The organism is Rhodoglobus sp. GW821-FHT12B09 (assembly GCF_058809925.1).
In genome coordinates this window covers 31250-53786 of the sequence record NZ_JBXATB010000001.1, presented here as the reverse complement: position 1 = coordinate 53786, position 22537 = coordinate 31250, and the positions used below count along the sequence as shown (strand labels likewise).

Genomic DNA, 22537 nt, shown 5'->3' with positions numbered 1-22537 from the left:
CTACCGAGCGGCCGGGCGGCGCGCGAAGCCCGCGACGACCGCCGCAACGGCCACGAACGCCGCTGCGCCGAGGAAGAGCCAGGAGAACCCGCCGGTCAGGGCGTCGGGGAGCGCGGTGCCGGCCTTCGCCAGGTCGCCGGCGCGAGCGGTGGCGATCGACGCGAGCACGGCGAGGCCGAGAGCACCGCCGATCTGCTGGCTGGTGTTGACGAGGCCGCCCGCGAGGCCGGCCTCGCCGCCGACCACGCCGTCCACCGACAGCTGCGTCGCGGTGACGAGTGCGCCGCCGATCCCGGCGCCGATCAGGAGGCCGGGCCCGAGCAGGTGCACGAGGTAGACGGCGTCGCTGGGCGCCGCCGAGAGCCAGACCAGTCCCGCCGCGAGCACGAGGAGCGAGACCACGAGCGTGCGCTTCTCGCCGAGCCGCGCGATGATCACCGGGGCCGAGCCCGCGACGAGCACGAGCACCCCGGCGAGCGGCAGCTGCGAGAGGCCGGCCTGAAGCGCGTCGTAGCCGAGAACCGACTGCGTGTAGACCGAGATCGCGAAGAACAGCCCGACCATCGCCGCCCCGACGAGCAGCACGATCACGTTGCCGGTCGCGAGGTTGCGGTTGCGGAAGATGCCCAGGGGCACGAGCGGCTCGGCCGCCCGGCGCTCGACCACGACGAATGCGGCTCCGAGGGCAACCGCAGCCGCGAGGAGGCCGAGGGTGAGCGGGTGCACGAAGCCGACCTGCTGGGCCATGCTGAGCGCGAAGACCGCGGAGACGAGAGCGCCGGTGATGGTCGCCGCGCCCGCGAAGTCGAGGCGCGTGCGGGCCGTCGCAGGGTCGCGCGTGATGAGCATCGGGATGAACACCAGCACGAGCACGCCGATCGGCACGTTCACGAAGAACACCGCGCGCCAGCCGAGGGAGGCGGTCAGCACTCCCCCGAGCAGCACGCCCGCGACGGCGCCGATGCCCGCGACGCTCCCCCAGATGCCGAGGGCCTTGGTGCGCTCCCCCGGCTCCGGGAACAGCTGGGTCAGCAGGGCTAGCGCAGCCGGGGCGAGCAGGGCGGCGGATGCCCCCTGCAGAGCCCGCGCGGCGAGCAGCATCTCCCCTCCGACCGCGAGGCCGGCCAGGGCGGAGGCCCCGACGAATCCCACGGTGCCGATGAGGAACAGCCTGCGGTGCCCGTAGCGGTCCGCGAGCCGGCCGCCCAGCAGGAGCAGACCGCCGAACGGCAGCACGTACGCCGTGATCACCCAGGCCAGGGTGACGGTGTCGAGGGCGAACTGCTGCCCCACCACCGGCAGCGCCACGTTCACGATGGAGGCGTCGAGGATGACGAGGAACTGCGCCAGCGCGAGCACGACGAGCGCGAGCCAGCGCCGCGTGCTCCTGGGGGTTGCGGTGATAGTCATTGGTTCTTCCTTTCGTTGGAGAGTGATTGGTCACTCACTGTTGAGGGCATGAAAAAGTCTTCCGATCGGGCGCGGGCTCACGGGTGGCGGATGCCGTGCGAGAGGACCCGCGCCCACTCCTCCGGCACGGACTCGAGGCCGACGGTGACGATGAGGTGGCAGAGCTGGCCGTAGGCGATGAACCGCTGCACGTCGTCGTCATCGGCGCCGGAGCGGGTCTTGACGAACCGCGTGAGCGCGCCGAGGCCGGCACGCAGGGCATCCCCGACCTCGGGGATCTCGGCCACCGACTGCGCGTGCACCTGGAGCATGAGCAGGGTGCGGTCGGCGATGAGCTCGGCGTAGGAGCCGCCCATGGCGTAGAGCACACCCTCGGGAGACTGGTCGGCCGAAGCGTCCGCACCGGCGGCCACTGACTCCATGATCTCGTCGAAGCAGCGCTCGAGAGCGGCGACGAACAGCTTCTCCTTGCTGGGGAACAGCTTGAATACGTAGGCGGGCGAGATGCGGGCATCCTCCGCGACCGCGGCGATCGTGGTGCCGTGAAAGCCGCCGCGCGCGAACACGCGGGTCGCGCTGGCTGCGACGAGGGGCCGGCGGGAGTCGGCGGTGGAGAGGACCATGAGAGTGACTGTACACTCACTCACTGCGATCGGGCAAGCCTGGGTTCGGGATGCCGCGGTCCCGCGTTAAACGTTGGACGGCGGCCCCTCGGGGCCGCCGTGATCAAAACGTTACCTCACGTCGAGCGCGCTGGATACCCGATGTCGGAATGTTTCACCGCGCGTTCAGGAACGGTTCAACGCAAACAAAAAACCCTCGATCTCTAGGAGAAATCGAGGGTCTGAAGCTGGGGTACCTGGACTCGAACCAAGAACAAAAGAATCAGAATCTTCCGTGTTGCCAATTACACCATACCCCACAGGACCACGGGCAAGCCCGGGCCGACTGTCTACTTTAGCGTACCGGCGAGGCCTCGTGAAACCCGAGCAGATCGCGGTTGAGTGCGGCTGCCACTCGAGCGCCCGTGCCCGCTGCGACGATCAACTGCTGCGGGCCGGGCGGGGTCACGTCGCCCATCGCGTAGACGCCCGGAACGCTCGCGCGGCCGTCGGCGTCGACCACGATGAGGCCGTCGGGGTCGCGGTCGACAGCGAGGGGCGCGGCGAAGTCCAGCACGGCCTCGAACCTCGGGCGGATGAAGACGCCGACGCGCGGCACCGTGCTCCCGTCGGCCAGGACGACGCCGGTGATGCCCGAGCGGTCGCCCGCGACATCCGCCACCGCCCTTCTGTCGACCCGGATGCCCAGGGTCGCGAGGTGCGCCTCGTCCTCCGGGGAGACCGTGCCGACGCCGTTCGTGAAGACGATGAGGTCGCGGCTCCACTGCGACATGAGCAGTGCGCGCTCGGCCAGGTCGTCGGTCTCGCCGACGAGGGCGATGGGACGGTCGGCGTACTCGTAGCCGTCGCACTCCATGCAGGAGTGGGCGCTGGTGCCGTAGAAGGCGCGCAGGCTCGGCAGCGCCGGCGGGAGCTCGCGGAGGCCGGTGGCCAGGATGACGGTGCGCGACTCGACGACGCCGGACGTGTGCGTGATCGAGAATCCCGTGGGCGAGGGCTCGACAAGCTCGACCAGCGATCGCTCGTAGGACGCCTCGGGGTAGGCCTCGAGCTCCTCGCGGCCGAGGCGCCGCAGCTCGAGCGGGGAGATGCCGTCGCGGCTCAGGAAGCCGTGCGCGTGGAAGGTCGCCGAGTTGCGCGGCCGGTTGCTGTCGAGCACGAGCACCCGCCGCCGCGCGCGGGCGAGGTTGAGCGCGGCGCTCAGCCCCGCGGGACCGGCGCCGATGATGACGGCGTCCCAGCTCACAGCGCGGCTCGGAGCCTCTCGATGCGGGCCAGCGTGTGCTCGCGGCCGAGCAGCTCCATGGACTCGAACAGGGGCGGGCTGATCCGGCGGCCGGAGATCGCGGTGCGCAGGGGGCCGAACGCGACACGGGGCTTGAGCTGCTTCACGTCGATGAGTTCGGTGCGCAGGGCCGCCTCGATGGCCTCCGTGTTCCACGGGGCGACGGCGGGCAGCACGGATGCCGCGGCCTCCAGCACCACGGAGCCCTCGTCCCCCGGCATTGCGTCGGCGGCGAACTGCAGCTCGTCGTCGGGGGTGAACAGGAACGCGAGCAGCTCGGGCGCCTCGCCGAGCAGTTGCATGCGCTCCTGCACGAGGGGCGCGGCGGCGAGCAGCATGGAGCGGTCGGCGTCGTCCTTGACCAGGTCGCCGAGGTACGGCAGCAGGCGGTCGGCGAAGTCCTCGACGGTCAGCAGGCGGATGTGGTCGCCGTTGATCGACTCGGCCTTCTTCACGTCGAACCGCGCCGGGTTGGGGTTCACGTCGACGACGTCGAACGCGGCGACCATCTCGTCGATCGAGAACACATCACGGTCGTGCGTGAACGACCAGCCCAGTAGGGCGAGGTAGTTGACGAGGCCCTCGGGGATGAACCCGCGGTCGCGGTGGTGGAACAGGTTCGACTCGGGATCGCGCTTGGAGAGCTTCTTGTTGCCCTCCCCCGTCACGTACGGCAGGTGGCCGAAGCGCGGGATGAACTCGGTAAGCCCGATCTCGATGAGCGCCGTGTAGAGCGCGATCTGCCGTGGGGTGGACGAGAGCAGGTCCTCGCCGCGCAGCACGTGGGTGATGCCCATGAGCGCGTCATCGACGGGGTTCACGAACGTGTAGAGCGGCGCACCGTTGGGGCGAACCACGACGAAGTCGGTGAAGGACCCGGCCGGGAACGTGATCTCGCCGCGCACCAGGTCGTCGAAGCTCAGATCGCTGTCCGGCACGCGCAGCCGCAGCGCGGGCTGGCGGCCCTCGGCGCGGTACGCCTCCCGCTGCTCCTCGGTGAGGTCGCGCTCGAAGTTGTCGTAGCCCTGCTTCGGGTCGCGGCCGGCCGCGACGTTGCGCGCCTCGATCTCCTCGCCCGTGGCGAACGACTCGTACAGGTGGCCGGATGCCTTGAGCTTCTCGATCACGTCGAGGTAGATCCCGGTCCGCTGCGACTGGCGGTAGGGCTCGTTGGGCCCGCCCACGTCGATGCCCTCGTCCCAGTCGATCCGCAACCAGCGCAGTGCGTCGAGCAGCTGGAGGTAGCTCTCCTCGCTGTCGCGCTCGGCGTCCGTGTCCTCGATGCGGAACACGAGCTTGCCGCCCGTGTGCCGCGCGTAGGCCCAGTTGAACAGGGCAGTGCGGATGAGGCCGACGTGCGGCGTACCGGTCGGCGAGGGGCAGAACCTGACGCGGACGTCGGAACCGGCAGCAGTGGAGAATGGCGCAGTCATCGCTGTCAAGTGTACGAGGCGCGGGTCGGGTCTACGGAGACCACTGCTTCTGGCCGTCCATCCCCCAGACCGGCGGGAGGATCTCGTCCGCCCCCGCCTCGGCGCTCAGCAGGCCGCCGATCCGCTCGTTCCACGCGGGGTCCACAGGCGGCTGCGAGCGCAGGGACGCGATGGTCTCCGCGTACGGCGCTCGGGAGACGATGACGTGCACGAGACGGTCGCCGTCGCGCCAGATAGTCCAGGTGAGGATGCCGTGCTCCCGCAACTGCGCGGCCGCGGCGTCCGGGATCCGCGAGTGCACCCTGGCGTACTCGTCCGCCCGACCGGCGCGCACGGTCGTGCGGCGGACCGTGACGAACTCCGCGGCACCGGGATCGGAGGCCGAGGACGTCACTCCGGGATCACCGCGCCCTCGGGCAGCAGCCCGAGACCGGCCAGCTCGGGCCAGAGGGCGGCGGGGACATCCGCCGACCACGCCGCGACGTTGGCGCGCACCTGCTGCGCACTGCTGGCCCCGAGCAGCACGGAGGTGACGGCGGGGTGCGCCCGGGAGAACGTGAGCGCGGCATCTCGGAGTTCGACGCCGTGGCGGCGCGCGACCTCCTGGATCGCGCGGGCGCGCGCGAGGTGCTCTTCCGAAGCCGGCCGGTAGTCGAAGGATGCACCGTCGCGCGGGTTCGCGAGCACGCCGGAGTTGTAGACACCGCCGAGCACGACCGCCACCCCGCGGTCGCGGCACTCGGGGAGCAGCTCGCCGGCGGCTCCCGCATCGAGCAGGGAGTAGCGGCCGGCGATGAGGAGCACGTCGAGGTCGAGCTCGCGGATGAACCGCAGCGGCATCTGCCACTGGTTCATGCCAGCGCCCACAGCGCCGATCACGCCCTCGTCCCTGAGGTCGAGGAGGGCGGGGAGCGCGCCGTCGAGTGCCTCGCGCTCGTGGTTGTCCGGGTCGTGGACGTACACCGTATCGACGGAGGCGACGCCGAGCCTGCCGAGGGAGGCGTCGAGGCTGCGGAGCACCGCGTCCCTCGAGTAGTCGAAGTGCCACTGCCGGGTCTCGGGGTCTACGGTGCGTCCGACCTTGGTAGAGAGGGTGAGGCCGTCACTGCCGAGCTCGCGCAGGGCACCGCCGAGCGCGAGCTCCCCCTGCCCGAGCCCGTAGTACGGCGCGGCGTCGAAGTAGCGGACCCCCGCGTCGAGGGCGGCGGCGACCGCGGCGGTCGCCTCAGGCTGGCCGGCGCCGGAGGAGAGCGCGGCGACGCCGAGGCCGAGGGTGGCACTCCTACTCAAGGGGGCGCCCGTCCGCCTCCCACTTGAGGTACTCGGCCTCCCCCACCTCGTCGAGCGGGTAGTACCGCCGCAGCGAGCCGCCCGCCTTGAGGCGCATCCGGGAGAACACCTCCCAGGTGTCGTGCTTCGTGCTCGCCTCGAGGATCGCGGGGGCCTTCTTGATCGGCACCACGACCGCGCCGTCGTCGTCGGCGATGATCAGGTCGCCCGGGATGACCAGCGCGCCGCCCACGGCGACCGGCACGTGGTATCCCCAGGCGAACAGCGTGCCCTGCGACGCGTAGTGCGGCGTGGAGCCGAGCGACCACACGGGCGTGCCGTTCTCGCGCACGCTCTGCGAGTCGCGGATGCGGCCGTCGACGACGATTCCGAGCCCGCCCCGGTTGTGGAAGTGGTGCGCGAGCATCTCGCCCACCACGCCCGACCGCGGCGAGCCGTAGGCCTGCACGACGAGCACGTCGTTCGGCTCGACCTCGTCGAGCACTGCCCAGAGCGCGGTCGACCGCTCGACGTACTCCTGGGTCTCCCCCGCGTCCGTGTAGATGTCCTCGCGCAGTGGCATGAACTGCAGCGTCACGGCCCTGCCGACGATGCGCGTACCGGGCGCGTTCGTGGTCGGGCCCTCGATGAAGCTCCGGGTGATGCCCATGCGGTGCAACTGGGCGGAGGCCGTGGCCGAGCCGATGCCCGCGAACGCCTCGAGCAGGGCGGGGTCGATCGGGGCGATCTGCGGACCGCGCACAGGAAGGGACCACACGCCCTCGATGCGCCGCGCGGGAGCCGCCTCGTCCGTGGAGCTCATCGGTAGACCTCGACTCCGTAGTGGCCTTCGACATAGGGATAGGTATCCGCGAGGCCGTCGATCACGCTCACGCCGAGCCCCAGGTCGTCGGTGAGGGTGACGCGGCCGTCGACGACGCGGGATCCGCCCTCGACCGAGTCCCACACGAGCGGGCCCTGCGCGCGCGACTCCTCGACCATGAGGCCGTTCGGCAGGGCGGCCACCGCGTGCGCGTTGGCCATGGCCATGACCCCGTTGTGCCACGAGTGCGGCACGATGTCGACGCCGTAGCGCTCGGCCATAGCCCCGATGGAGAGGAGCTCGGTGATGCCGCACACCCCCGCGTCCGGCTGGGCGATGTTGAGCGCGCCGCGCTCCAGCCACGGGCGGAACTGCTCGAGGGTCGTGAAGGTCTCGCCGCCGGAGATGCGGAGGCCGACGGAGTTGGTGATGGCGATGTAGCCCTCGATGTCCCGCTTCGCGATCGGCTCCTCGAAGAAGAGGGCGCCGCGCTCGTCGAGGCCGTAGGCGACCGCCTGCGCCTCCTCGCGGCTCAGCCGGCTGTTCGCGTCGACGGCGAGGCCGATTCCGTCGCCCACCTCGGCCCTCACCTGGTCGAACAGGCGCAGGAAGCGGTCGGGGGTCACGCCGTCCCAGCCCCAGTGCGTGCCGAGGCGGAACTTCACCGCCGAGTACCCGGCGGCGACGTAGCCGACGATGTCGTCGACGAGCTGGGCGGGGTCGTCGATCCGCCAGTCGTAGCGGACACCGCCCGAGGCGTAGAACTGCACGGAGTCATCCGCGTCGGGGTTGATGAGCCGGCTGACCGGCAGGCCCGCGGCGCGAGCACGGGCATCCCACAGCGCGCAGTCGATGGCGGCCACGGCGTAGTCGTAGGCCGACTCGATGGGCCGCGCGAACGACGTGCCGGTCGGGCGCGGGACGATGCGCGGGTCGTCGAGCTCGGCCCCGATGAGCGTGGGGGCGAGCCACGAGACCCAGTCCTCGATCTGCACGGGGTTGCCGTAGGCGCACGCCTCGCCGATGCCGACGATGCCCTCGTCGGTGGTGATGGTGACGACGGTCATGTCGGCCTTGACGCTGCGGAACGTGTGCGTGAACCACTGCTCGTCGAGGCCGTGCATCCTCGTCGCATGGGTTGTCGTGACGTCGGTGATCTTCATAGCGGCTGTCGATTGCTTTCTCGAAGGGGCTGGATTCTCGGTGGTGGCTGTGGCTGTCATCCCTTGACCGACCCCTCGGTGAGGCCGTCGATGAACTGCCGCTGCATGATGAAGTAGGCAATCATCACGGGCAGCACGGCGACGAGCAGGCTGCCGAAGACGCTGCCGTAGTCGGAGTTGAACTGGCCGACCGACGAGTAGATGCCGGTGGTGACCGTCTTGCCGCCCGACGGGCCCAGGATGATGAGCGGGTCGAGGAAGTTGTTGAAGGAGGAGAGGCCCGTGAAGATCGCGATCGCGGCGGTCGCCGGCTTGAGCACCGGGAAGATGATGCGCCAGTAGGTGGTGAACGCACCGGCGCCGTCCACGGTCGCCGCCTCGTCGAGCTCGCGGGGTATCGACCTGATGAACCCCACGTAGATGAAGATCACGTACGGGATGTGGAGTGCCGCCAGGTAGGTGATGAGGGCGAAGAGCGTGCCGTCGATTCCCAGGAACTGGAACACGCGCGTGGCGGGGATCAGCAGCACCTGCGAGGGGATCAGGATGCCCGCGATGAGCACCACGTAGACGAGCACCGACCAGCGGCTCAGGGACCGGGCGAGCACGTAGGAGATCATCCCGCCCGCGAGCAGGGCGAGCCCGACCGACCCGAGCGTGATGATGATCGTGCGGCCGAACGAGCCGATGATGTCAAGCTGCGGGTTCGTGATCGCCGACACGACGTTGTCGAGCGTGAGCCTGTCGAACGGGAGCGTGAGGGGCGAGCTCTGGATGTCGGCGTTCGTCTTGAACGCGCTGATCACCATGATGTAGATCGGCACCAGGCTGATGAGGAGGAACGGGAACAGGGCGACCTGCCTCCCGATGGCTGCGGCGGGTCGCTGCTTCACAGGACATCCCTTTCACGACGGCGGAGGAGGGTGATGAGCACGCCGGCGACGATCGCCACCGACACCATGAGGACCGCGGCGTAGGCGGAGCCCCTGCCGAGGAACCCGAGGCTGAACGCCTCGGTGACGACGCGGTAGGCGAGGGTCTGCGTGCTCCCCCCGGGGCCGCCCGCCGTGATGGCCAGGATGCGGTCGTACTCGCGCATGTTGAAGATGAAGACCGAGACCACGTTGACCGTGAGCACCGGAGCGAGCATGGGGAAGGTCACGTGGCGGAAGGTCGAGAGCGGGCCGGCGCCGTCGACCACGGAGGCCTCGACGAGCGAGCGCGGGATGTTCTGCAGACCCGCCAGGTAGAGCACCATGTTGAAGCCGAGGCTCTGCCACACGATCACCCAGATGATCGAGGCGAGGGCCGATTCCGGCTTGCCCAGGAACTCGACGGGCGCGACTCCGAAGGAGCCGAGCAGCTGGTTGATGACGCCGCCGTAGTCGAGCAGCGTGCGCCAGAGGAACCCGACGATGAGCGGGCTGAGCACCATCGGCAGGAAGAAGATCGAGCGGTAGAGCGAGGTCAGCACGCCCGCGCGGTTGAGCAGCAGCGCGAGGCCGAGGCCGACGACGTTGAGCAGGACGGTCGACGAGACGGCGATGATGAGCGTCACGGCGACCGCGCGGCCGAACCCGGGCGAGTCGAACAGGCGGCGGTAGTTGTCGACGCCGACGAAGTTCGCGTCGAAGCCGGAGCCGCGCCAGTCGGTGAAGCTGAAGTAGAACGACAGCACGAGCGGCACCGCGATGAGCACGACCACCATGAGCAGTGCCGGTGCCGACATGAGCGTGCGAACGAACGAGTCGTTGAGGCTTCTAGTCCTGAACCTCTTCATCGGCGTCCTCCATTGGACCTCGGGGTGAAGCACCGCGCGTCGATGCGCAAGTGCGTGTACTTAGACTGACAACGTTTGCGCACATTGTCAAACTTGTTGCGCAAAGCGGTCCACGGGGGACGCGGAGGGGGCGAATCAGGCGCGCGCGACGCCCGTCGACTCGCGCACGACGAGCTCGGTCGGCAGCGCGACGCGCTGCACCGACCGGGCATCCGGATTCTCGATCAGATCGACGAGGAGGTCGACCGCCGAGCGCCCCACGCGGTTGGGCTCGACGCGGATCGTGGTGAGCGCGGGGCTGATCATGGACGCGTACGGGAAGTCGCTGCCGCCGATGATGCTCAGGTCGCGGGGGCAGACGAGCCCCCGCGAGCGCATCTGCGCGATCATCCCGAGCGCCATCTCGTCGTTGAACGCGATGACCGCGGTGACCGACGACGCGGCGACCGGCTCGAGGGCTGCGGCACCGCCGTCCGCGGTCGTCGAGTACGGCCCGAACTCGGTGACGCTGATGCGGTGCTGCTCGGCCTCGGCGCGCAGCACCTCCAGCCGGTACCGGTTCGCCCAGGAGTACTCGCTGCCGCTCAGGTAGCCGATCGAGCGGTGCCCGAGGGCGACGAGGTGCGCGACGGCCTGCCGCAGTCCGAGGGCGAGGTCGGCGCGTGCCGACGACATGCCCTCGGCCTCGCGGTTGACCACGACGAGCAGGCTGTCGGAGTTGTAGTGGGCGAGGTCCGCGTCCGTCGTGGCAGCCGCCACGGGGTGGATGATGAGCCCCGCCGTGAGGTTGGAGATCTCGCGCACCACGTCGCGCTCGAGCGTCGCGTCGTTGTCGGCATCGGCCAGCAGCACGATGTAGCCGCGCGAGCGGGCCCTCAGCTGCACGCCCTTGAGCAGGGACGTGAAGAACGGGTTGGCGATGTCGGGGACGACCAGGCCGATCGTGTTGGAGTGCCCCGTCACGAGCGTCTTGGCCGCCTGGTTGGGCACGTAGCCCAGGTCGCGCGCCGCGCGGAGGATAAGGTCGCGCGTTGCCGCGTTGACCCTTCCCTTCTGCCCCAGGGCGCGGGAGACCGTGGAGATGGACAGGCCGGTGGCATCGGCGACAGTCTTGATCGTGGCGACCACGCCGACCTACCTTCCCTGGCTGCGCTCGCAGCCGATCCTAGTGGCGGGAACGGGAGTCGGGCTCAGGTGAGCACCGACTCCCGTCACCGTGATTACTCCTGGTTCGAGTCCCACCAGTCGTCGAAGTTCTTCGCGTACGTTGCCGCGTCGACGTCTCCGAGGATCAGGGACTGGGCCGACTGCGTGAGCATGTCGGCGAAGCCGGGCGGCGGTACCGCGTCACCGGAACCGGTGCGCGAGGCCACGAACTCGACCTTGGTGAGGAGGTCCGCGACCTGGGGCAGCGGGCCCGAGAGCTCGTACGTCACCGGGTCTTTGGCGTTCGAGAAGAGGCCGTCCTTCGCGAGCTGCTTGGCGACGGCATCCTTGTTCTGGGTGACGTAGGTGAGCAGCTTCTTGGCCTCTGCCGGGTGCTTCGAGTCGGCCGAGATCGCGTAGTTGAGCGAGAACTCGACGCTCAGAGCGGGATCGCCGCTCTCGGTCGGCATCGGGAAGACGCCCACCTCGAAGGCGGGGTCGGCCGCCGCGAGCGTCGCGCCGTACCAGACGCCCATCGGGTAGATGCCGCTGCCGCCGGCGATGAACTCCTGGCCGCCGGAGTCGGCGCCCTTCGAGAGCACGCCCGCGCCGAGGAGGCCCTCGGAGTTCCAGCCGGAGAGCAGCTTGGCGTTGTCCTCCCAGCCGCTCCCGGCGAAGGTCACGTCGCCCGCGAGCCGCTGCGCGTACCAGTCGGGGTCGGCGTCCATCACGCGGGGCAGCGCCATCGATGCGATCTGGAAGCCGCTCGTCCACTCGCCGGTGAAGGCGAACGGCACGGGGGTGACGGCCTTGAGCGCGTGGACTGCTGCGTCCAGCTGCTTGATCGTCGTCGGCGGGTTCTCGGGGTCGAGACCGGCCGCGGTGAACAGGTCCTTGTTGTACCAGAGCAGGCTCTGCGGCTGCAGGGCGGTCGGGACGTAGTAGTTGACGTCGTCGAGCTTGATGTCGTCGACGTTGCGGAACGGCTCGACCGAGTCCTCGTCGAGCGGCGCGAGAGCGCCCAGCTGTGCCAGGTCGGTGTTGAGCACCGTGAGCACGTCGGGCAGCTTGCCGGCGGCGTAGAGGGTCTTGCTGAAGGCGTTGAAGTCCTCGGCGCTTCCCGTGTTGTACTTCACGTCGATGTTCGGGTTCTCGGCCTCGAACCCGTCGACGATCTCGCCCCAGAACTCTGCGGTGAGGTTCGCCGAGGTGACGGGCATGAACTCGATGGTGACCTTGCCGCCGTCGCCGCCGGCGGATGAGCATCCGCTGGCCACGAGAGCAAGGGCCACACCGATGCCGGCGGTTGCGAGCAACCTGCCTGCAGTGGCGCGTTTGAACATGTGTGCTCCTTTATTCCTCTTGGGTTCTGCACTGAACACGATGAGATTCACAGCGAAGCGACCAGACGTCATCGTCTCAAATGCTTTGTCCCCGAAGTATGCGAACGTTTGCGCACAATGTCAAATGTTTGCGCACTAAGCGTAGTCCAGACGATCCCGCTTCCCATTCACTGACACGGCGAGCGACGACTGCGGCGTGTAACCGAGACTCCGCGAGACGGCCTCGGCCGTCCCCACGACCAGAGCGCCGAGCTTGGGCAGCAGGGGCGTCACGCGTGTTGAGACCCCCGAGATGCTGATCGCGCCCACCGGGCGCCCGGTGTGGTCGAGCACCGGAGCGCCACAGCACGTGCTCGCGTCGTCGAACTCCATGAGGTCCTGCGACCAGCCCCGCGCGATGACCTCGTTGATCTCCTTCTCGAGCGCCTCGGGCGACCAGATCGTGCGCGAGGTCTTGGGCGTGAGGCGCATCGACGAGATGAGCGCCGAGCGCTCGTCCGGCGGGAGCGCCGCGAGGTACGCCTTGCCCACGGCCGTGCAGTGCATGGGCCGCCGCGCGCCGACCTCGGCGTTCACGGCGACGGACTGCGGTCCGGCATCCCGGTAGATGAAGACCATGTCGGTGCCGCGCGGCACACCCAGCCCGATCGACTCGCGGGCCTGGTGCACGAGGATGCGCAGGAACGGCGGCGCGACGCGCGCGACGTCGCTCGTCTCGATCACCGAGAGCGCCATGCGGGCAACAGCGGGACCGAGGCGCCACGTGCCCTCGGTTCCGGCATCGTCGATGTAGCCCTTGCGGCGGAGGCGGTCCATGACGCGGTAGGCGGTGCTCCTGCTGAGCGCGAGCTCCGCCGCGACCTGCGAGGGCGTCGCACTGCGCACGGTGGCGAGGTAGTCCAGGATGGCGAGGGCCCGGTCGAGGGCAGTGTTGCCGTCGATCGAAGTCCCACCCGATGGGACGCCCTCATCGGCCTCCGCGAGGGGTATGGGAAATTCGCCTCCGGGACCGAGAACGAGGCCGTCTTCTGTGGGTCCCATGGGGAGCCCTCCCTAAGCTGATCACGCCATCGTCCCAATTGAGGGGACGCCGTCCCTGAATTTGGGACACCTCGTGACCATACGGAGGAATCACCGCCATGTCCACCCTATCCAGCGACACCGCTGTCGTTGACATCGACCCCTCGGTGCTCGACACCCTGCGCCAGGTGAGCAGCGCGACGCTCGCCACGCAGCTGTTCCGCCGCGGCCTCCGCCACCAGTACCTCGTGGGCGTCTCGGCACTCGGTCCGGTCTCGGGGCGCGTGGTCGGCGAGGCCTTCACGATGCGCTTCATCCCGGCCCGGGAGGACCTCGAGACGCTGGAGAGCCTCCCCGGCACGGCCAACCTGCAGTGGCAGGCGGTGGAGCAGATCGGCCCCGGCCAGATCATGCTCGTCGACAGCATGGGCAGCATCGCGGCGGCGACCGCCGGCGACATGCTCGTCGCGCGGGCGATGCACCGCGGCGCGCTCGCCTTCATCACCGACGGCGCGTTCCGCGACGGTGCCGAGATCGCCGAGCTCGCGATCCCGACCTTCTCGAAGGCGGTGACCTCCACGAGCCGCCTCAGCTGCTTCCATGTCGCCGACCTGCAGGTGCCCATCGCCTGCGCCGGGGTGGCCGTCTACCCCGGCGACATCGTCGTGTGCGACGCCGACGGCGTCATCGTGGTGCCCCGCCACCTCGCGGCCGAGATCGCCGGGCCCGCCCTCGAGCAGGAGAAGCTCGAGCACTACCTCCACTCGCGCGTGCACGGCGGCGAGGCCCTGTGGGGCGTCTACCCGCCCAACGAGCAGACCCTCGCCGAGTACCGCGCGTGGCAGGAGGCCGCATCGTGAGCGGCCTGGCCGACGCCTACGAGGCGACGATCCGCCGGTACTTCGAGGGCTGCAACGAGGCCGACGTCGAGAAGATGGCCGCCTGCTTCACCCCGGATGCCGTGCACTACTTCCCGCCCGCCGCCTACGGTGGGGCGTGGCGGGGCGGCAGGCTCATCGCCGAGCGCTGGGCCGACTTCGTCGCGACGAAGGGCTCGGCGTGGACCATCGACCGCCTCGTGGTCGCTCCCGACTCGCACCAGGCGGTGATCGAGTGGACCCACTTCAAGACCTTCGAGGGCACGGTGCTGCGCGGCGACGAGTGGTACGTGTTCGATGAGCTGACCGGTCTCATCAGCGAGATCCGCGCCTACTACGCGTCGCCGCTCGACCCCGCCCGGCCGCTCTCCGAGCTCGCCGACTACGACTACCCAGGGCGCGGCTACGCCCTGACCTCGCCCATCGACAGGACAACTGGGAGCACATCATGACAGCACGCCTCGAGGGACGCACCGCGTTCGTCACGGGATCCGGCCGCAACATCGGCAGGGCAATAGCCCTCGCTCTCGCCGCCGAGGGGGCGAGGGTCGCGGTCTGCGACATCATCCCCGACAACGCCCGCGCCGTCGCCGCCGAGATCACGAGCGCCGGCGGCACCGCCCTTGCCGTCGCGGGCGACGCGACCGACTTCGCCCAGGTCGACGCGATGTTCGCGCAGGTCGAGGCCGGGCTCGGCACGGTCGACCTGCTCGTCAACAACGCGTACGCCCGCGTCGGCGCCACGAACTGGGCCTCGTTCCTCACCGTGGCCCCCGCCGACTGGTCGGAGTTCGTGACGCGCAACATGAACATGTTCTTCGCCTGCACGCAGCGCGCGAGCCGCGCTCTCGCGCTCGAGGGCAAGCCCGGCGCCGTCGTGAACATCAGCTCGAACGGGGCCGACCGCGCGCACCGCAACCACATCGCGTACGACTCCGTGAAGGGCGCGATGGACTCGTTCACGCGCGCCACCGCTGTCGACCTGGCACCCTGGGGCATCCGCGTCAACGGCATCCGGCCGGGCAACATCGCCATTGAGGACGAGCCAGAGGAGGTGTGGCCCGGCGACAAGCGCGAGCTGCGCAGCGCCCAGATCCCCCTCGGCCACCCCGGCAGCGGTGCGGACATCGCGGCTGCGGTCGTGTACCTGGGCGCGCACGAGGCCGGCTACGTGACCGGTCAGACGTTCAACGTCGACGGCGGTCTGCTGACCCAGGGCCGCGCGCCCCAGGTCGAGATGGTCGACATCATGACGCCGGCCACGATCCCCGCCTTCAGTCGGGAACTGCTGGGATGACGGGCATCCTGAGCGTCGCCGCGCGCGGTGGGCGCGAGCCCGTGGCTGTGGCCTCGGAGACCACGGACGCCGAGCTCGAGGAGATCGTCGCGCGGGCGGCCCGGGCATCCCGGGTGCTCGCCGAGGCGACGCGGGCCGACCGCGCCCGCCTCCTGCGCGCCCTTGCCGACGCGCTCGAGTCCGACGCGGACGCCATCGTCGCGGCCGCCGACGAGGAGACCGCGCTCGGCGCCCCGCGCCTCACCGGCGAGCTCGCGCGCAGCAGCAACCAGATGCGGCTGTTCGCCGAGGTGCTCGAGGACGGCGGCTACCTCTCGGCGACCATCGACCACGCGAACCCGGCCGCGGTGCCCGTCGCGGTGCCCGACCTGCGCCGGATGCTCGTGCCGATCGGCCCCGTCGCGGTGTTCAGCGCGAGCAACTTCCCGCTGGCGTTCAGCGTGCCGGGCGGCGACACCGCGAGCGCCCTCGCCGCGGGGAACTCCGTCGTCGTGAAGGTGCACTCCGGGCATCCCGCGACCTCGCTCGCCTGCGCGGCATCGCTGCGCCGCGGGGCCGAGTTGGCGGGCTTCCCTGCCGACATCGTCTCGCTCGTCTTCGGGACGGCCGCGGGAGTGCAGCTCGTCAAGCACCCCTCGATCAAGGCCGCCTCGTTCACGGGCTCGGTGCCCGGGGGCCGCGCGCTCTTCGACATCGCCGCCGCACGGCCGGAGCCCATCCCGTTCTTCGGCGAGCTCGGCAGCATCAATGCCTTCGTGATCACCGGCGCCGCGATCGCCGAGCGCAAGGACGAGCTCGCCGCGGGCCTCGCGGGCTCGTTCACGCTCGGGCTCGGGCAGTTCTGCACCAAGCCCGGGCTCGTGCTCGTGCCCACAGGCGCGGACGACTTCATCGCCTCGCTCACGCAGGCCGCGGCCGGGGTCGCCCCCGGGACGATGCTCAATCCGCGCATCCGCGGCGGCTGGGCGGCGTCGATCGACGCTCTCAGCCAGGCCGCGGGAGTGACGACCCTGCTCGCCGGGCTCGGCACGGGCGAGGGCCTCGCCGGGGTGAGCCTCTACTCGATGCCCGCCAGCGCCGTCCTCGAGCGCGGCGCCGACTCCCCCGCCTTCGAGGAGTGCTTCGGGCCGTCGACGCTCGTCGTCACGTACGCCGACGAGGAGGAGCTGACCGCGGTGCTCGCCCTCGTGCCCGGCTCCCTCACCGGGACCGTCCACGCGACGGACGCCGAGGGCGCGCCCGGCACGCTCGCCTCCCGCGCCGTCGCGCTGCTCTCCGAGCGCTGCGGCCGCGTGCTGTGGAACCAGTACCCGACCGGGGTCGCAGTGACGTGGGCCCAGCAGCACGGCGGCCCCTACCCCGCGACCACGTCGTCCGTGAGCACTTCGGTCGGTGCTGCGTCGATCCTCCGATTCCTTCGCGCCGTGGCGTGGCAGAACGCCCCGGCGGCGCTCCTGCCCGTCGAGCTGCGCGACGACAACCCGACCGGCGTGCCGCAGCGCGTCGACGGCCGACTCTCCTGAAAGGCACCATGTACTTCGTCGTCACTGCCACCGACTACCCCGACGCGCAGGACCGCCGCGCGGCGAGCCGCCCCGCTCACCTCGACGGGCTCGCCGCGATGGGGGCGCGCGGCGAGTTCATCGGCGGCGGAGCGGTGACCGACGCCTCCGGCCGCGTCACAGGATCGTCGGCGCACGTGCGCTTCGACGACGAGTCGGGCGTGCGGGGGTGGCTCGACGTCGAGCCGTACATGACGAACCGGGTCTGGGAGCACGTCACCGTCGAGCAGCTGCGCCTGCTGGACACGACGGAGGCCTCCCTCGGCAGGGCGGTGGTGACCGCCGTGCGCGTCACGCCCGTCCTCATCGCCGACGGGCCGCTACTCAACATGCAGGGTGTGCACCAGCCGTACACGCCTCGCACGATCGTCGAGGTCGAGACGGCGGACGGCACGATCGGGCTCGGCGAGAGCTACGGCGACGACGACTACCTCGGGGTGTTCACCGCTTTCGCGCGGCACCTCGTGGGCGAGACCGTGCTCTCCCCCAACCGCCTCGCGCAGCTCGCCGAGACCCACATCACCGCGGCGACCGTGCCGCCGTCGCTGGTCGACAACAAGCCGAGCCACAACGTCTTCGGCGACAACAGCCTGCACAAACTGCGGGCGACCGTCGTCTCGCTCTTCGAGGTCGCGTTCCTCGACGCGGCCGGGCACGTGCTCGGGGTTCCCGTGCACCAGCTGCTCGGCGGCAAGGTGCGCGACCGCATCGACTTCGCGGCGTACCTGTTCTACCGCTGGGCCGAGCACCCCGTGGCCGGGGCGCCCGTCGACGGCTGGGGCGAAGCGCTCGACCCCGCCGGCATCGTCGCCCAGGCGCAGCGCATGATCGACCTGCACGGCTTCCGCTCCCTCAAGCTCAAGGGCGGCGTGTTCCCGCCGGACGAGGAGATCGCCGCCGTCCGCGCCCTCGCCGAGGCGTTCCCCGGCGTGCCCGTGCGCCTCGACCCGAACGGCGCGTGGTCGGAGGCCACGAGCATCCGGGTCGCCGACGAGCTCACGGGAGTCATCGAGTACCTCGAGGACCCGTGCGTCGGCAGGGCGCCCATGGGCCGCGTTCACGCCGCCACGGGGATGCCGCTCGCGACGAACATGTGCGTCACGCGCCTGGACGAGATCCCGGAGGCGGTCGCGCTCGACGCCGTGCAGGTGCTGCTCACCGACCACCACTACTGGGGCGGGCTGCGGGCGACCCAGAAGCTCTCCGCGATCTGCAGCACGTTCGGCATGTCGCTCTCTATGCATTCGAACAGCCACCTGGGCATCAGTCTCGCCGCGATGATCCAGGCCGCGGCCTGCGTCGAGGGCAGCCTGCACGCCTGTGACACGCACCGCCCGTGGCAGACCGACGACGTCATCACCCGGCCGCACACGTTCACGGACGGCGCGATCGCGGTGTCGGACTCCCCCGGGCTCGGCATCGAGCTCGACCGCGAGGCCCTCGCGCGCCTGCACACCCGGTGGCTCGAGAGCGGCGTGCGCCGACGCGACGACGTCGCCGCCATGCAGGTGCGCTACCCCGACTTCGTGCAGCCGCCGGTGCCGCATTGGTGACCGGGATGCTCGCCGCGGGCCTGCACCTGATCGACATGCCTCTCGGCGCGCGACGGAACACCGCGTACCTCGTCGAGGGTGCCGACTCCCTCCTGGTCTTCGACACGGGGATCGCCGGGCAGCTCGAGCAGCACCTCGTGCCGTACCTCGCGGAGATCGGCCGCTCCCCCGACGAGATCGGCACGGTCGTCGTCTCGCACTGCGATATCGACCACTGGGGCGGGGCCGCCGACATCCGCCGGATCGCCCCAGCCGCTCGGATCCTCGCCCACGAGCTCGACGCCGCCCTCATCGGGAACACCGACCGCACGATCGCCGAGCGCTACCAGGAGTTCGTCGCGGAGCACGGCATCGGGTGGAGCGACGACTTCCTCGCCCTCCAGCACGAGCGCTCGGCGCCCGTCACCGTCGACGAGCTCGTCGAGGACGGGCACGTCGTCGACCTCGGCGGCCGCACCGTCGAGCTGCTGCACGTGCCCGGGCACTCGGCCGGCCACCTCGCGCTGTGGGACGAGAGCACCCTCAGCCTCCTGATCGCGGACGCGCTGCTCGGGGACGGCGTTCCCGACTACGCGGGGCACCCCGCCATGCCGCCCAACTACCGCTACCCCGCCGACTACCTGGCGACGTGCGAGCGGCTGGGGGCGTACGGCGCCGACCTGCTGCTGAGCGCGCACTTCGCACCTCGGAGGGGCGCCGAGGTCGGGCGGTTCGTCGCCGCCTCCGCCCGGTACACCGCCTACGTCGAGGGCGAGCTGCTCGGCGCCCTCGCGGGACTGCGCTCGGCAACCACGCTCGAGCTCGTGCGCGCACTCCAGCCCGCGCTCGGCCCGTGGCCCGTGGGCGAGGTCGACTTCGGGGTGGCGAGCATGCTCGTCGGCCACCTCGAGGACTGGGCGGCGGCCGGGCGCGTCACCCGCAGCACCGGTCTCGACGGCCTCGTCGTGTGGACGGCGAGCTAGAGCAGGTCGTGGCCCCGGGCCAGGAGCGCCTCCAGCTCGGCGAGGTGCTCGGGCGAGGGGTCGACCAGGGGCGGGCGCACCGAGCCGACGTCCAGCCCGCCCAGGCGCACTCCGGCCTTCACGAGCGAGACGCCGAAGCCGGGCACGCGGTCGCGCAGGCGGGCGAGCGGGAAGTAGAACTCCTGCAGCAGCCGCGTGCGCACCGCCTCGTCTCCGGCGATATACGCGTCGTAGTGGGCGGCGGCGATGCGCGGCGCCATCGCGAACACCGCTGACGAGTACAGCGGGATGCCCAGGCCGCGGTACGCCGCCTGCGACAGCTCGGCGGTCAGGAGCCCGTTGAAGAACTGGAAGTCCTCCCGGCCCGTCGCCGCCACCGCGGACACGATGTCCTGGGCGAGGGCGACGTCGCCCGTGCCGTCCTTGAAACCGACGATCTTCGGGTTCGCGGCCAGGCGCACCATCGCCTCGGCCGTGTACTGCGCCGTGCCGCGGTGGTACACGATGACAGGCAGTCCGGATGCCTCGGCGACCGCCTCCACGTACGCCACCGTGCCCGCGGCCGGCCCGCCGAGGAGGTAGGGCGGCAGCAGCAGCAGTGCGTCGGCGCCCGCCGCCTCGGCGCTGCGGGCGCACGCCCGCGCGTGCGCGAGCTGCCCGCCCGCGCCCGCGACGACGGGCACCCGGCCGCCCACCACGCGCACGGTCTCGGCGACGACGGCGGCGACCTCGTCGGCGTCGAGCGCGTTGAACTCGCCCGTGCCGCACGCGGGGAAGACCGCCCCCGGCGAGAACTCGAGGCGCTGCTCGACATGCTCGCGGAAGAGGCCCAGCTCGACGCGGTCGTTCGAGTCGAACGGGGTAACAGGGAAGAACAGCACTCCGTCGAAGGTGATCACGCGGCGACCTCCACGACGTGGGTGTCGATGAGCCAGTGCGAGAGCGCCGATTCGTCAACCTCGACGCCGATTCCGGCGCCGGACGGTATCGCGACAACGCCCGCCGTCGCGACGACCGGCTCGACGAGCACGCCGTCGCGCAGCGGGTTCTCCCCGCGGTCGAGCTCGAGGAGCGGAGGGTAGGGCGTCCGCTCCCCGAAGGGCAGGTCGGGCAGCGAGGCGATGAGCTGCAGCGTCGCGGCGAGAAGCACTCCGGTGCCCCACACGTGCGGCGCCACCCGCACGTGGAAGGAGGTCGCGAGGGCGACTATCGCCTTTGCCTCCGTGAAGCCGCCGCACACCGAGAGGTTGGGCTGCGCGACATCCACGCGCCGCTGCGCGATCTGGTCGCGGAACCCGTGGCGCGTGTACTGGGCCTCCCCCGCCGCGAGCGGGATGCCGGCGGCGCGCAGCAGCGGCCAGCCGGTGTCGTCGGGCAGCAGCGGCTCCTCAGCCCAGTGGATGTCGAGCGGGGCGATTGCCGCGAGCGACCGGAGTGCGACGTCCAGGGTCGCGTTGGTGTTGTAGTCGACCATCAGCAGGCCGTCGTCGCCCAGCAGGTCGCGCGCGATGCCCGTCCGCTCGACGTCGTCGCGCAGGCCGCCGCCGATCTTGATCTTCGCGGCCGTGAACCCCTCGGAGACGGCCTCCTCCATGTAGGCGCGCAGCGGCCCGCTGTCGCCGGCCTCGTGGAAGAAGCCCGTCGAGGCGTAGGCGCGCACCTCGTCGCGCATGGCGCCGCCGAGCAGCGCGGAGACCGGCACGCCGTAGGTCCGCGCTTGCGCGTCCCACATCGCCATGTCGATGCCGCTGAACGCGAGGACCTGCGGCCCGGCGCCCGTGAGGTGGTAGCTGCGGGTGAGGCGGTCGAGCCACACTCCCTCGCGCCGGTCGACCGGCTTGCCGACCACGTACTGTGCGGCGTCGCGCACGAACTCCGCGATGAGCCTCGGCGGCCCGAAGGACTCGCCCCAGCCGACCACTCCGTCGGACGTGGTGACTTTGACGAGGGTCGCCGTGCGTGCGGAGGGCCGCGACTTGGAGGCGCCGTGGCCGCCGTCGGGCAGCACGAACTCGAGGGGGAAGGTCTGGATGCGGCTGACTGTGGGACTGCTGTGGGTCATGGCAATTCCGAGCCTAGGGCGGTGCGGCGGGCGCATGACGGCGTTGGGCGGCGCTCCCGAGCGGCCGTTCGACAAGTTCCCGGGGGCGGGTGCGACGGGGGCCGGGGCATCCCACCCACTGCGACAGCTCGCAGTTGATCCGCGGGGTCAGGCGGCCCGGACCGGGTTCCGGAGCGTGCCGATGCCGGGGACCGTGATCTCGATGGTGTCGCCGTCGGAGAGCTGTCCGACGCCGGCGGGGGTGCCGGTCAGGATGACGTCGCCGGGCAGCAGCGTGAAGACCGAGGAGGTGAACGCCACGAGCGAGGCGACCGAGTGCACGAGCGCGGTCAGGGGCGAGGACTGGCGGACCTCGCCGTTGAGCCGGGACTCGATGGTCTCCGAGGCGAGGTCGAACTCGGTCTGGATGACCGGGCCGAGCGGGCAGAAGGTGTCGAAGCCCTTCGCGCGGCCCCACTGGCCGTCCTTCTTCTGGAGGTCGCGTGCCGAGACGTCGTTGGCGATCGTGTAGCCGAAGACCACGCTCGCCGCGTCCTCCTCCCGCACGTTGCGGGCAACGCTGCCGATGACGACCGCGAGCTCGCCCTCGAAGTCGACGTGCGAGCTCTGCTTCGGCAGCACGATCGCGTCGCCCGGGCCGATCACCGACGTGTTCGGCTTGAGGAACATCATCGGCTCCTCCGGCACCTCGTTGCCGAACTCGGCGGCATGGTCGCGGTAGTTGCGGCCGATAGCGATCACCTTCGAGCGCGGGATGACCGGGGCCAGGAGCCGCACCTGGGTGATCGGTACCCGCTCGTCGAGAGTGTCGAAACCGCTGAACAGCGGATCGCCCGCGAGCACCACGAGGTCGGTGCCGTCGAGGATGCCGTACCGGGGGTCGCCGCCGGCGGAGCCGGTCGAGAAGCGCGCGATCTTCATGGATACG

The 22537-nt window shown here is 70.7% G+C and carries 22 protein-coding genes and 1 tRNA gene; 6 read left to right on the top strand and 17 right to left on the bottom strand.

The genetic code is table 11. From position 1 onward, the window contains the following. From AC1RTC_RS00260 to AC1RTC_RS00195, 14 genes are all read right to left on the bottom strand, one after another. Positions 1–1410, bottom strand: coding sequence for a DHA2 family efflux MFS transporter permease subunit (locus tag AC1RTC_RS00260; RefSeq protein ID WP_493153445.1), 1410 nt, complete (start codon positions 1408–1410; stop codon positions 1–3). A 77-nt stretch (positions 1411–1487) separates the two neighbouring features. Beyond that, the gene (locus AC1RTC_RS00255; protein ID WP_493153444.1) at positions 1488–2033 is read right to left on the bottom strand and encodes a TetR/AcrR family transcriptional regulator; all 546 of its coding nucleotides are present in this window, start codon (positions 2031–2033) and stop codon (positions 1488–1490) included. A gap of 227 nt (positions 2034–2260) precedes the next feature. Continuing rightward, a tRNA-Gln gene (locus tag AC1RTC_RS00250) sits at positions 2261–2332 on the bottom strand. A 35-nt stretch (positions 2333–2367) separates the two neighbouring features. After that, on the bottom strand, positions 2368–3279 hold the full coding sequence (locus AC1RTC_RS00245) for an NAD(P)/FAD-dependent oxidoreductase (protein WP_493153443.1): 912 nt from the start codon (positions 3277–3279) through the stop codon (positions 2368–2370). After that, on the bottom strand, positions 3276–4751 hold the full coding sequence (gene gltX, locus AC1RTC_RS00240) for a glutamate--tRNA ligase (protein WP_493153442.1): 1476 nt from the start codon (positions 4749–4751) through the stop codon (positions 3276–3278). Before gltX ends, AC1RTC_RS00245 begins: the two co-directional genes overlap by 4 nt. A 31-nt stretch (positions 4752–4782) precedes the next feature. After that, the gene (locus tag AC1RTC_RS00235; RefSeq protein ID WP_493153441.1) at positions 4783–5145 is read right to left on the bottom strand and encodes an L-rhamnose mutarotase; all 363 of its coding nucleotides are present in this window, start codon (positions 5143–5145) and stop codon (positions 4783–4785) included. After that, a complete protein-coding gene (locus AC1RTC_RS00230; RefSeq protein WP_493153440.1) occupies positions 5142–6041 on the bottom strand; it encodes an aldo/keto reductase in 900 nt (299 codons plus the stop codon). The genes AC1RTC_RS00235 and AC1RTC_RS00230 overlap by 4 nt, the downstream gene beginning before the upstream one ends. Then, positions 6034–6843, bottom strand: coding sequence for an RraA family protein (locus AC1RTC_RS00225; RefSeq protein WP_493153439.1), 810 nt, complete (start codon positions 6841–6843; stop codon positions 6034–6036). Before AC1RTC_RS00225 ends, AC1RTC_RS00230 begins: the two co-directional genes overlap by 8 nt. Next, positions 6840–8006 (bottom strand): mandelate racemase/muconate lactonizing enzyme family protein, encoded by a 1167-nt coding sequence (locus AC1RTC_RS00220; RefSeq protein WP_493153438.1) that lies wholly within the window; start codon positions 8004–8006, stop codon positions 6840–6842. Before AC1RTC_RS00220 ends, AC1RTC_RS00225 begins: the two co-directional genes overlap by 4 nt. 56 nt (positions 8007–8062) lie before the next feature. Beyond that, a complete protein-coding gene (locus AC1RTC_RS00215; protein WP_493153437.1) occupies positions 8063–8899 on the bottom strand; it encodes a carbohydrate ABC transporter permease in 837 nt (278 codons plus the stop codon). Continuing rightward, positions 8896–9786 carry a carbohydrate ABC transporter permease gene (locus AC1RTC_RS00210; RefSeq protein WP_493153436.1) on the bottom strand — a complete coding sequence of 297 codons (891 nt, stop codon included), beginning with the start codon at positions 9784–9786 and terminating at the stop codon, positions 8896–8898. The genes AC1RTC_RS00215 and AC1RTC_RS00210 overlap by 4 nt, the downstream gene beginning before the upstream one ends. A 135-nt stretch (positions 9787–9921) precedes the next feature. Then, positions 9922–10914 carry a LacI family DNA-binding transcriptional regulator gene (locus AC1RTC_RS00205; RefSeq protein ID WP_493153435.1) on the bottom strand — a complete coding sequence of 331 codons (993 nt, stop codon included), beginning with the start codon at positions 10912–10914 and terminating at the stop codon, positions 9922–9924. Between the two features lie 92 nt (positions 10915–11006). After that, positions 11007–12275 carry an ABC transporter substrate-binding protein gene (locus AC1RTC_RS00200; RefSeq protein WP_493153434.1) on the bottom strand — a complete coding sequence of 423 codons (1269 nt, stop codon included), beginning with the start codon at positions 12273–12275 and terminating at the stop codon, positions 11007–11009. A 135-nt stretch (positions 12276–12410) separates the two neighbouring features. Continuing rightward, on the bottom strand, positions 12411–13316 hold the full coding sequence (locus AC1RTC_RS00195; protein ID WP_493153433.1) for an IclR family transcriptional regulator: 906 nt from the start codon (positions 13314–13316) through the stop codon (positions 12411–12413). 98 nt (positions 13317–13414) lie between these two features. Between AC1RTC_RS00195 and AC1RTC_RS00190 the strand changes: the two genes are divergently transcribed. From AC1RTC_RS00190 to AC1RTC_RS00165, 6 genes are read left to right on the top strand one after another with little or no spacing between them, the layout of a single operon-like run. After that, positions 13415–14155, top strand: coding sequence for an RraA family protein (locus tag AC1RTC_RS00190; RefSeq protein ID WP_493153432.1), 741 nt, complete (start codon positions 13415–13417; stop codon positions 14153–14155). Next, complete coding sequence (locus AC1RTC_RS00185; RefSeq protein ID WP_493153431.1) at positions 14152–14625, top strand: nuclear transport factor 2 family protein; 474 nt, start codon at positions 14152–14154, stop codon at positions 14623–14625. The genes AC1RTC_RS00190 and AC1RTC_RS00185 overlap by 4 nt, the downstream gene beginning before the upstream one ends. Continuing rightward, positions 14622–15470: an SDR family NAD(P)-dependent oxidoreductase gene (locus AC1RTC_RS00180; protein WP_493153430.1), complete on the top strand. Its 849-nt coding sequence runs from the start codon at positions 14622–14624 to the stop codon at positions 15468–15470. The genes AC1RTC_RS00185 and AC1RTC_RS00180 overlap by 4 nt, the downstream gene beginning before the upstream one ends. Further along, complete coding sequence (locus AC1RTC_RS00175; RefSeq protein WP_493153429.1) at positions 15467–16993, top strand: aldehyde dehydrogenase (NADP(+)); 1527 nt, start codon at positions 15467–15469, stop codon at positions 16991–16993. The genes AC1RTC_RS00180 and AC1RTC_RS00175 overlap by 4 nt, the downstream gene beginning before the upstream one ends. A gap of 8 nt (positions 16994–17001) precedes the next feature. Beyond that, the gene (locus tag AC1RTC_RS00170; RefSeq protein WP_493153428.1) at positions 17002–18585 is read left to right on the top strand and encodes an enolase C-terminal domain-like protein; all 1584 of its coding nucleotides are present in this window, start codon (positions 17002–17004) and stop codon (positions 18583–18585) included. Between the two features lie 5 nt (positions 18586–18590). Further along, entirely contained in the window at positions 18591–19547 is a 957-nt protein-coding gene (locus AC1RTC_RS00165; protein WP_493154263.1) for an MBL fold metallo-hydrolase, read from the top strand. Here the strand turns inward: AC1RTC_RS00165 and AC1RTC_RS00160 are convergent. The 3 genes from AC1RTC_RS00160 to AC1RTC_RS00150 form a co-directional block, all read right to left on the bottom strand. Next, complete coding sequence (locus AC1RTC_RS00160) at positions 19544–20443, bottom strand: 5-dehydro-4-deoxyglucarate dehydratase (protein ID WP_493154262.1); 900 nt, start codon at positions 20441–20443, stop codon at positions 19544–19546. The genes AC1RTC_RS00165 and AC1RTC_RS00160 overlap by 4 nt on opposite strands. After that, complete coding sequence (locus AC1RTC_RS00155; protein WP_493153427.1) at positions 20443–21609, bottom strand: mandelate racemase/muconate lactonizing enzyme family protein; 1167 nt, start codon at positions 21607–21609, stop codon at positions 20443–20445. The genes AC1RTC_RS00160 and AC1RTC_RS00155 overlap by 1 nt, the downstream gene beginning before the upstream one ends. A gap of 147 nt (positions 21610–21756) precedes the next feature. Continuing rightward, positions 21757–22530 carry a fumarylacetoacetate hydrolase family protein gene (locus AC1RTC_RS00150; protein ID WP_493153426.1) on the bottom strand — a complete coding sequence of 258 codons (774 nt, stop codon included), beginning with the start codon at positions 22528–22530 and terminating at the stop codon, positions 21757–21759. Positions 22531–22537: the final 7 nt, after the last annotated feature.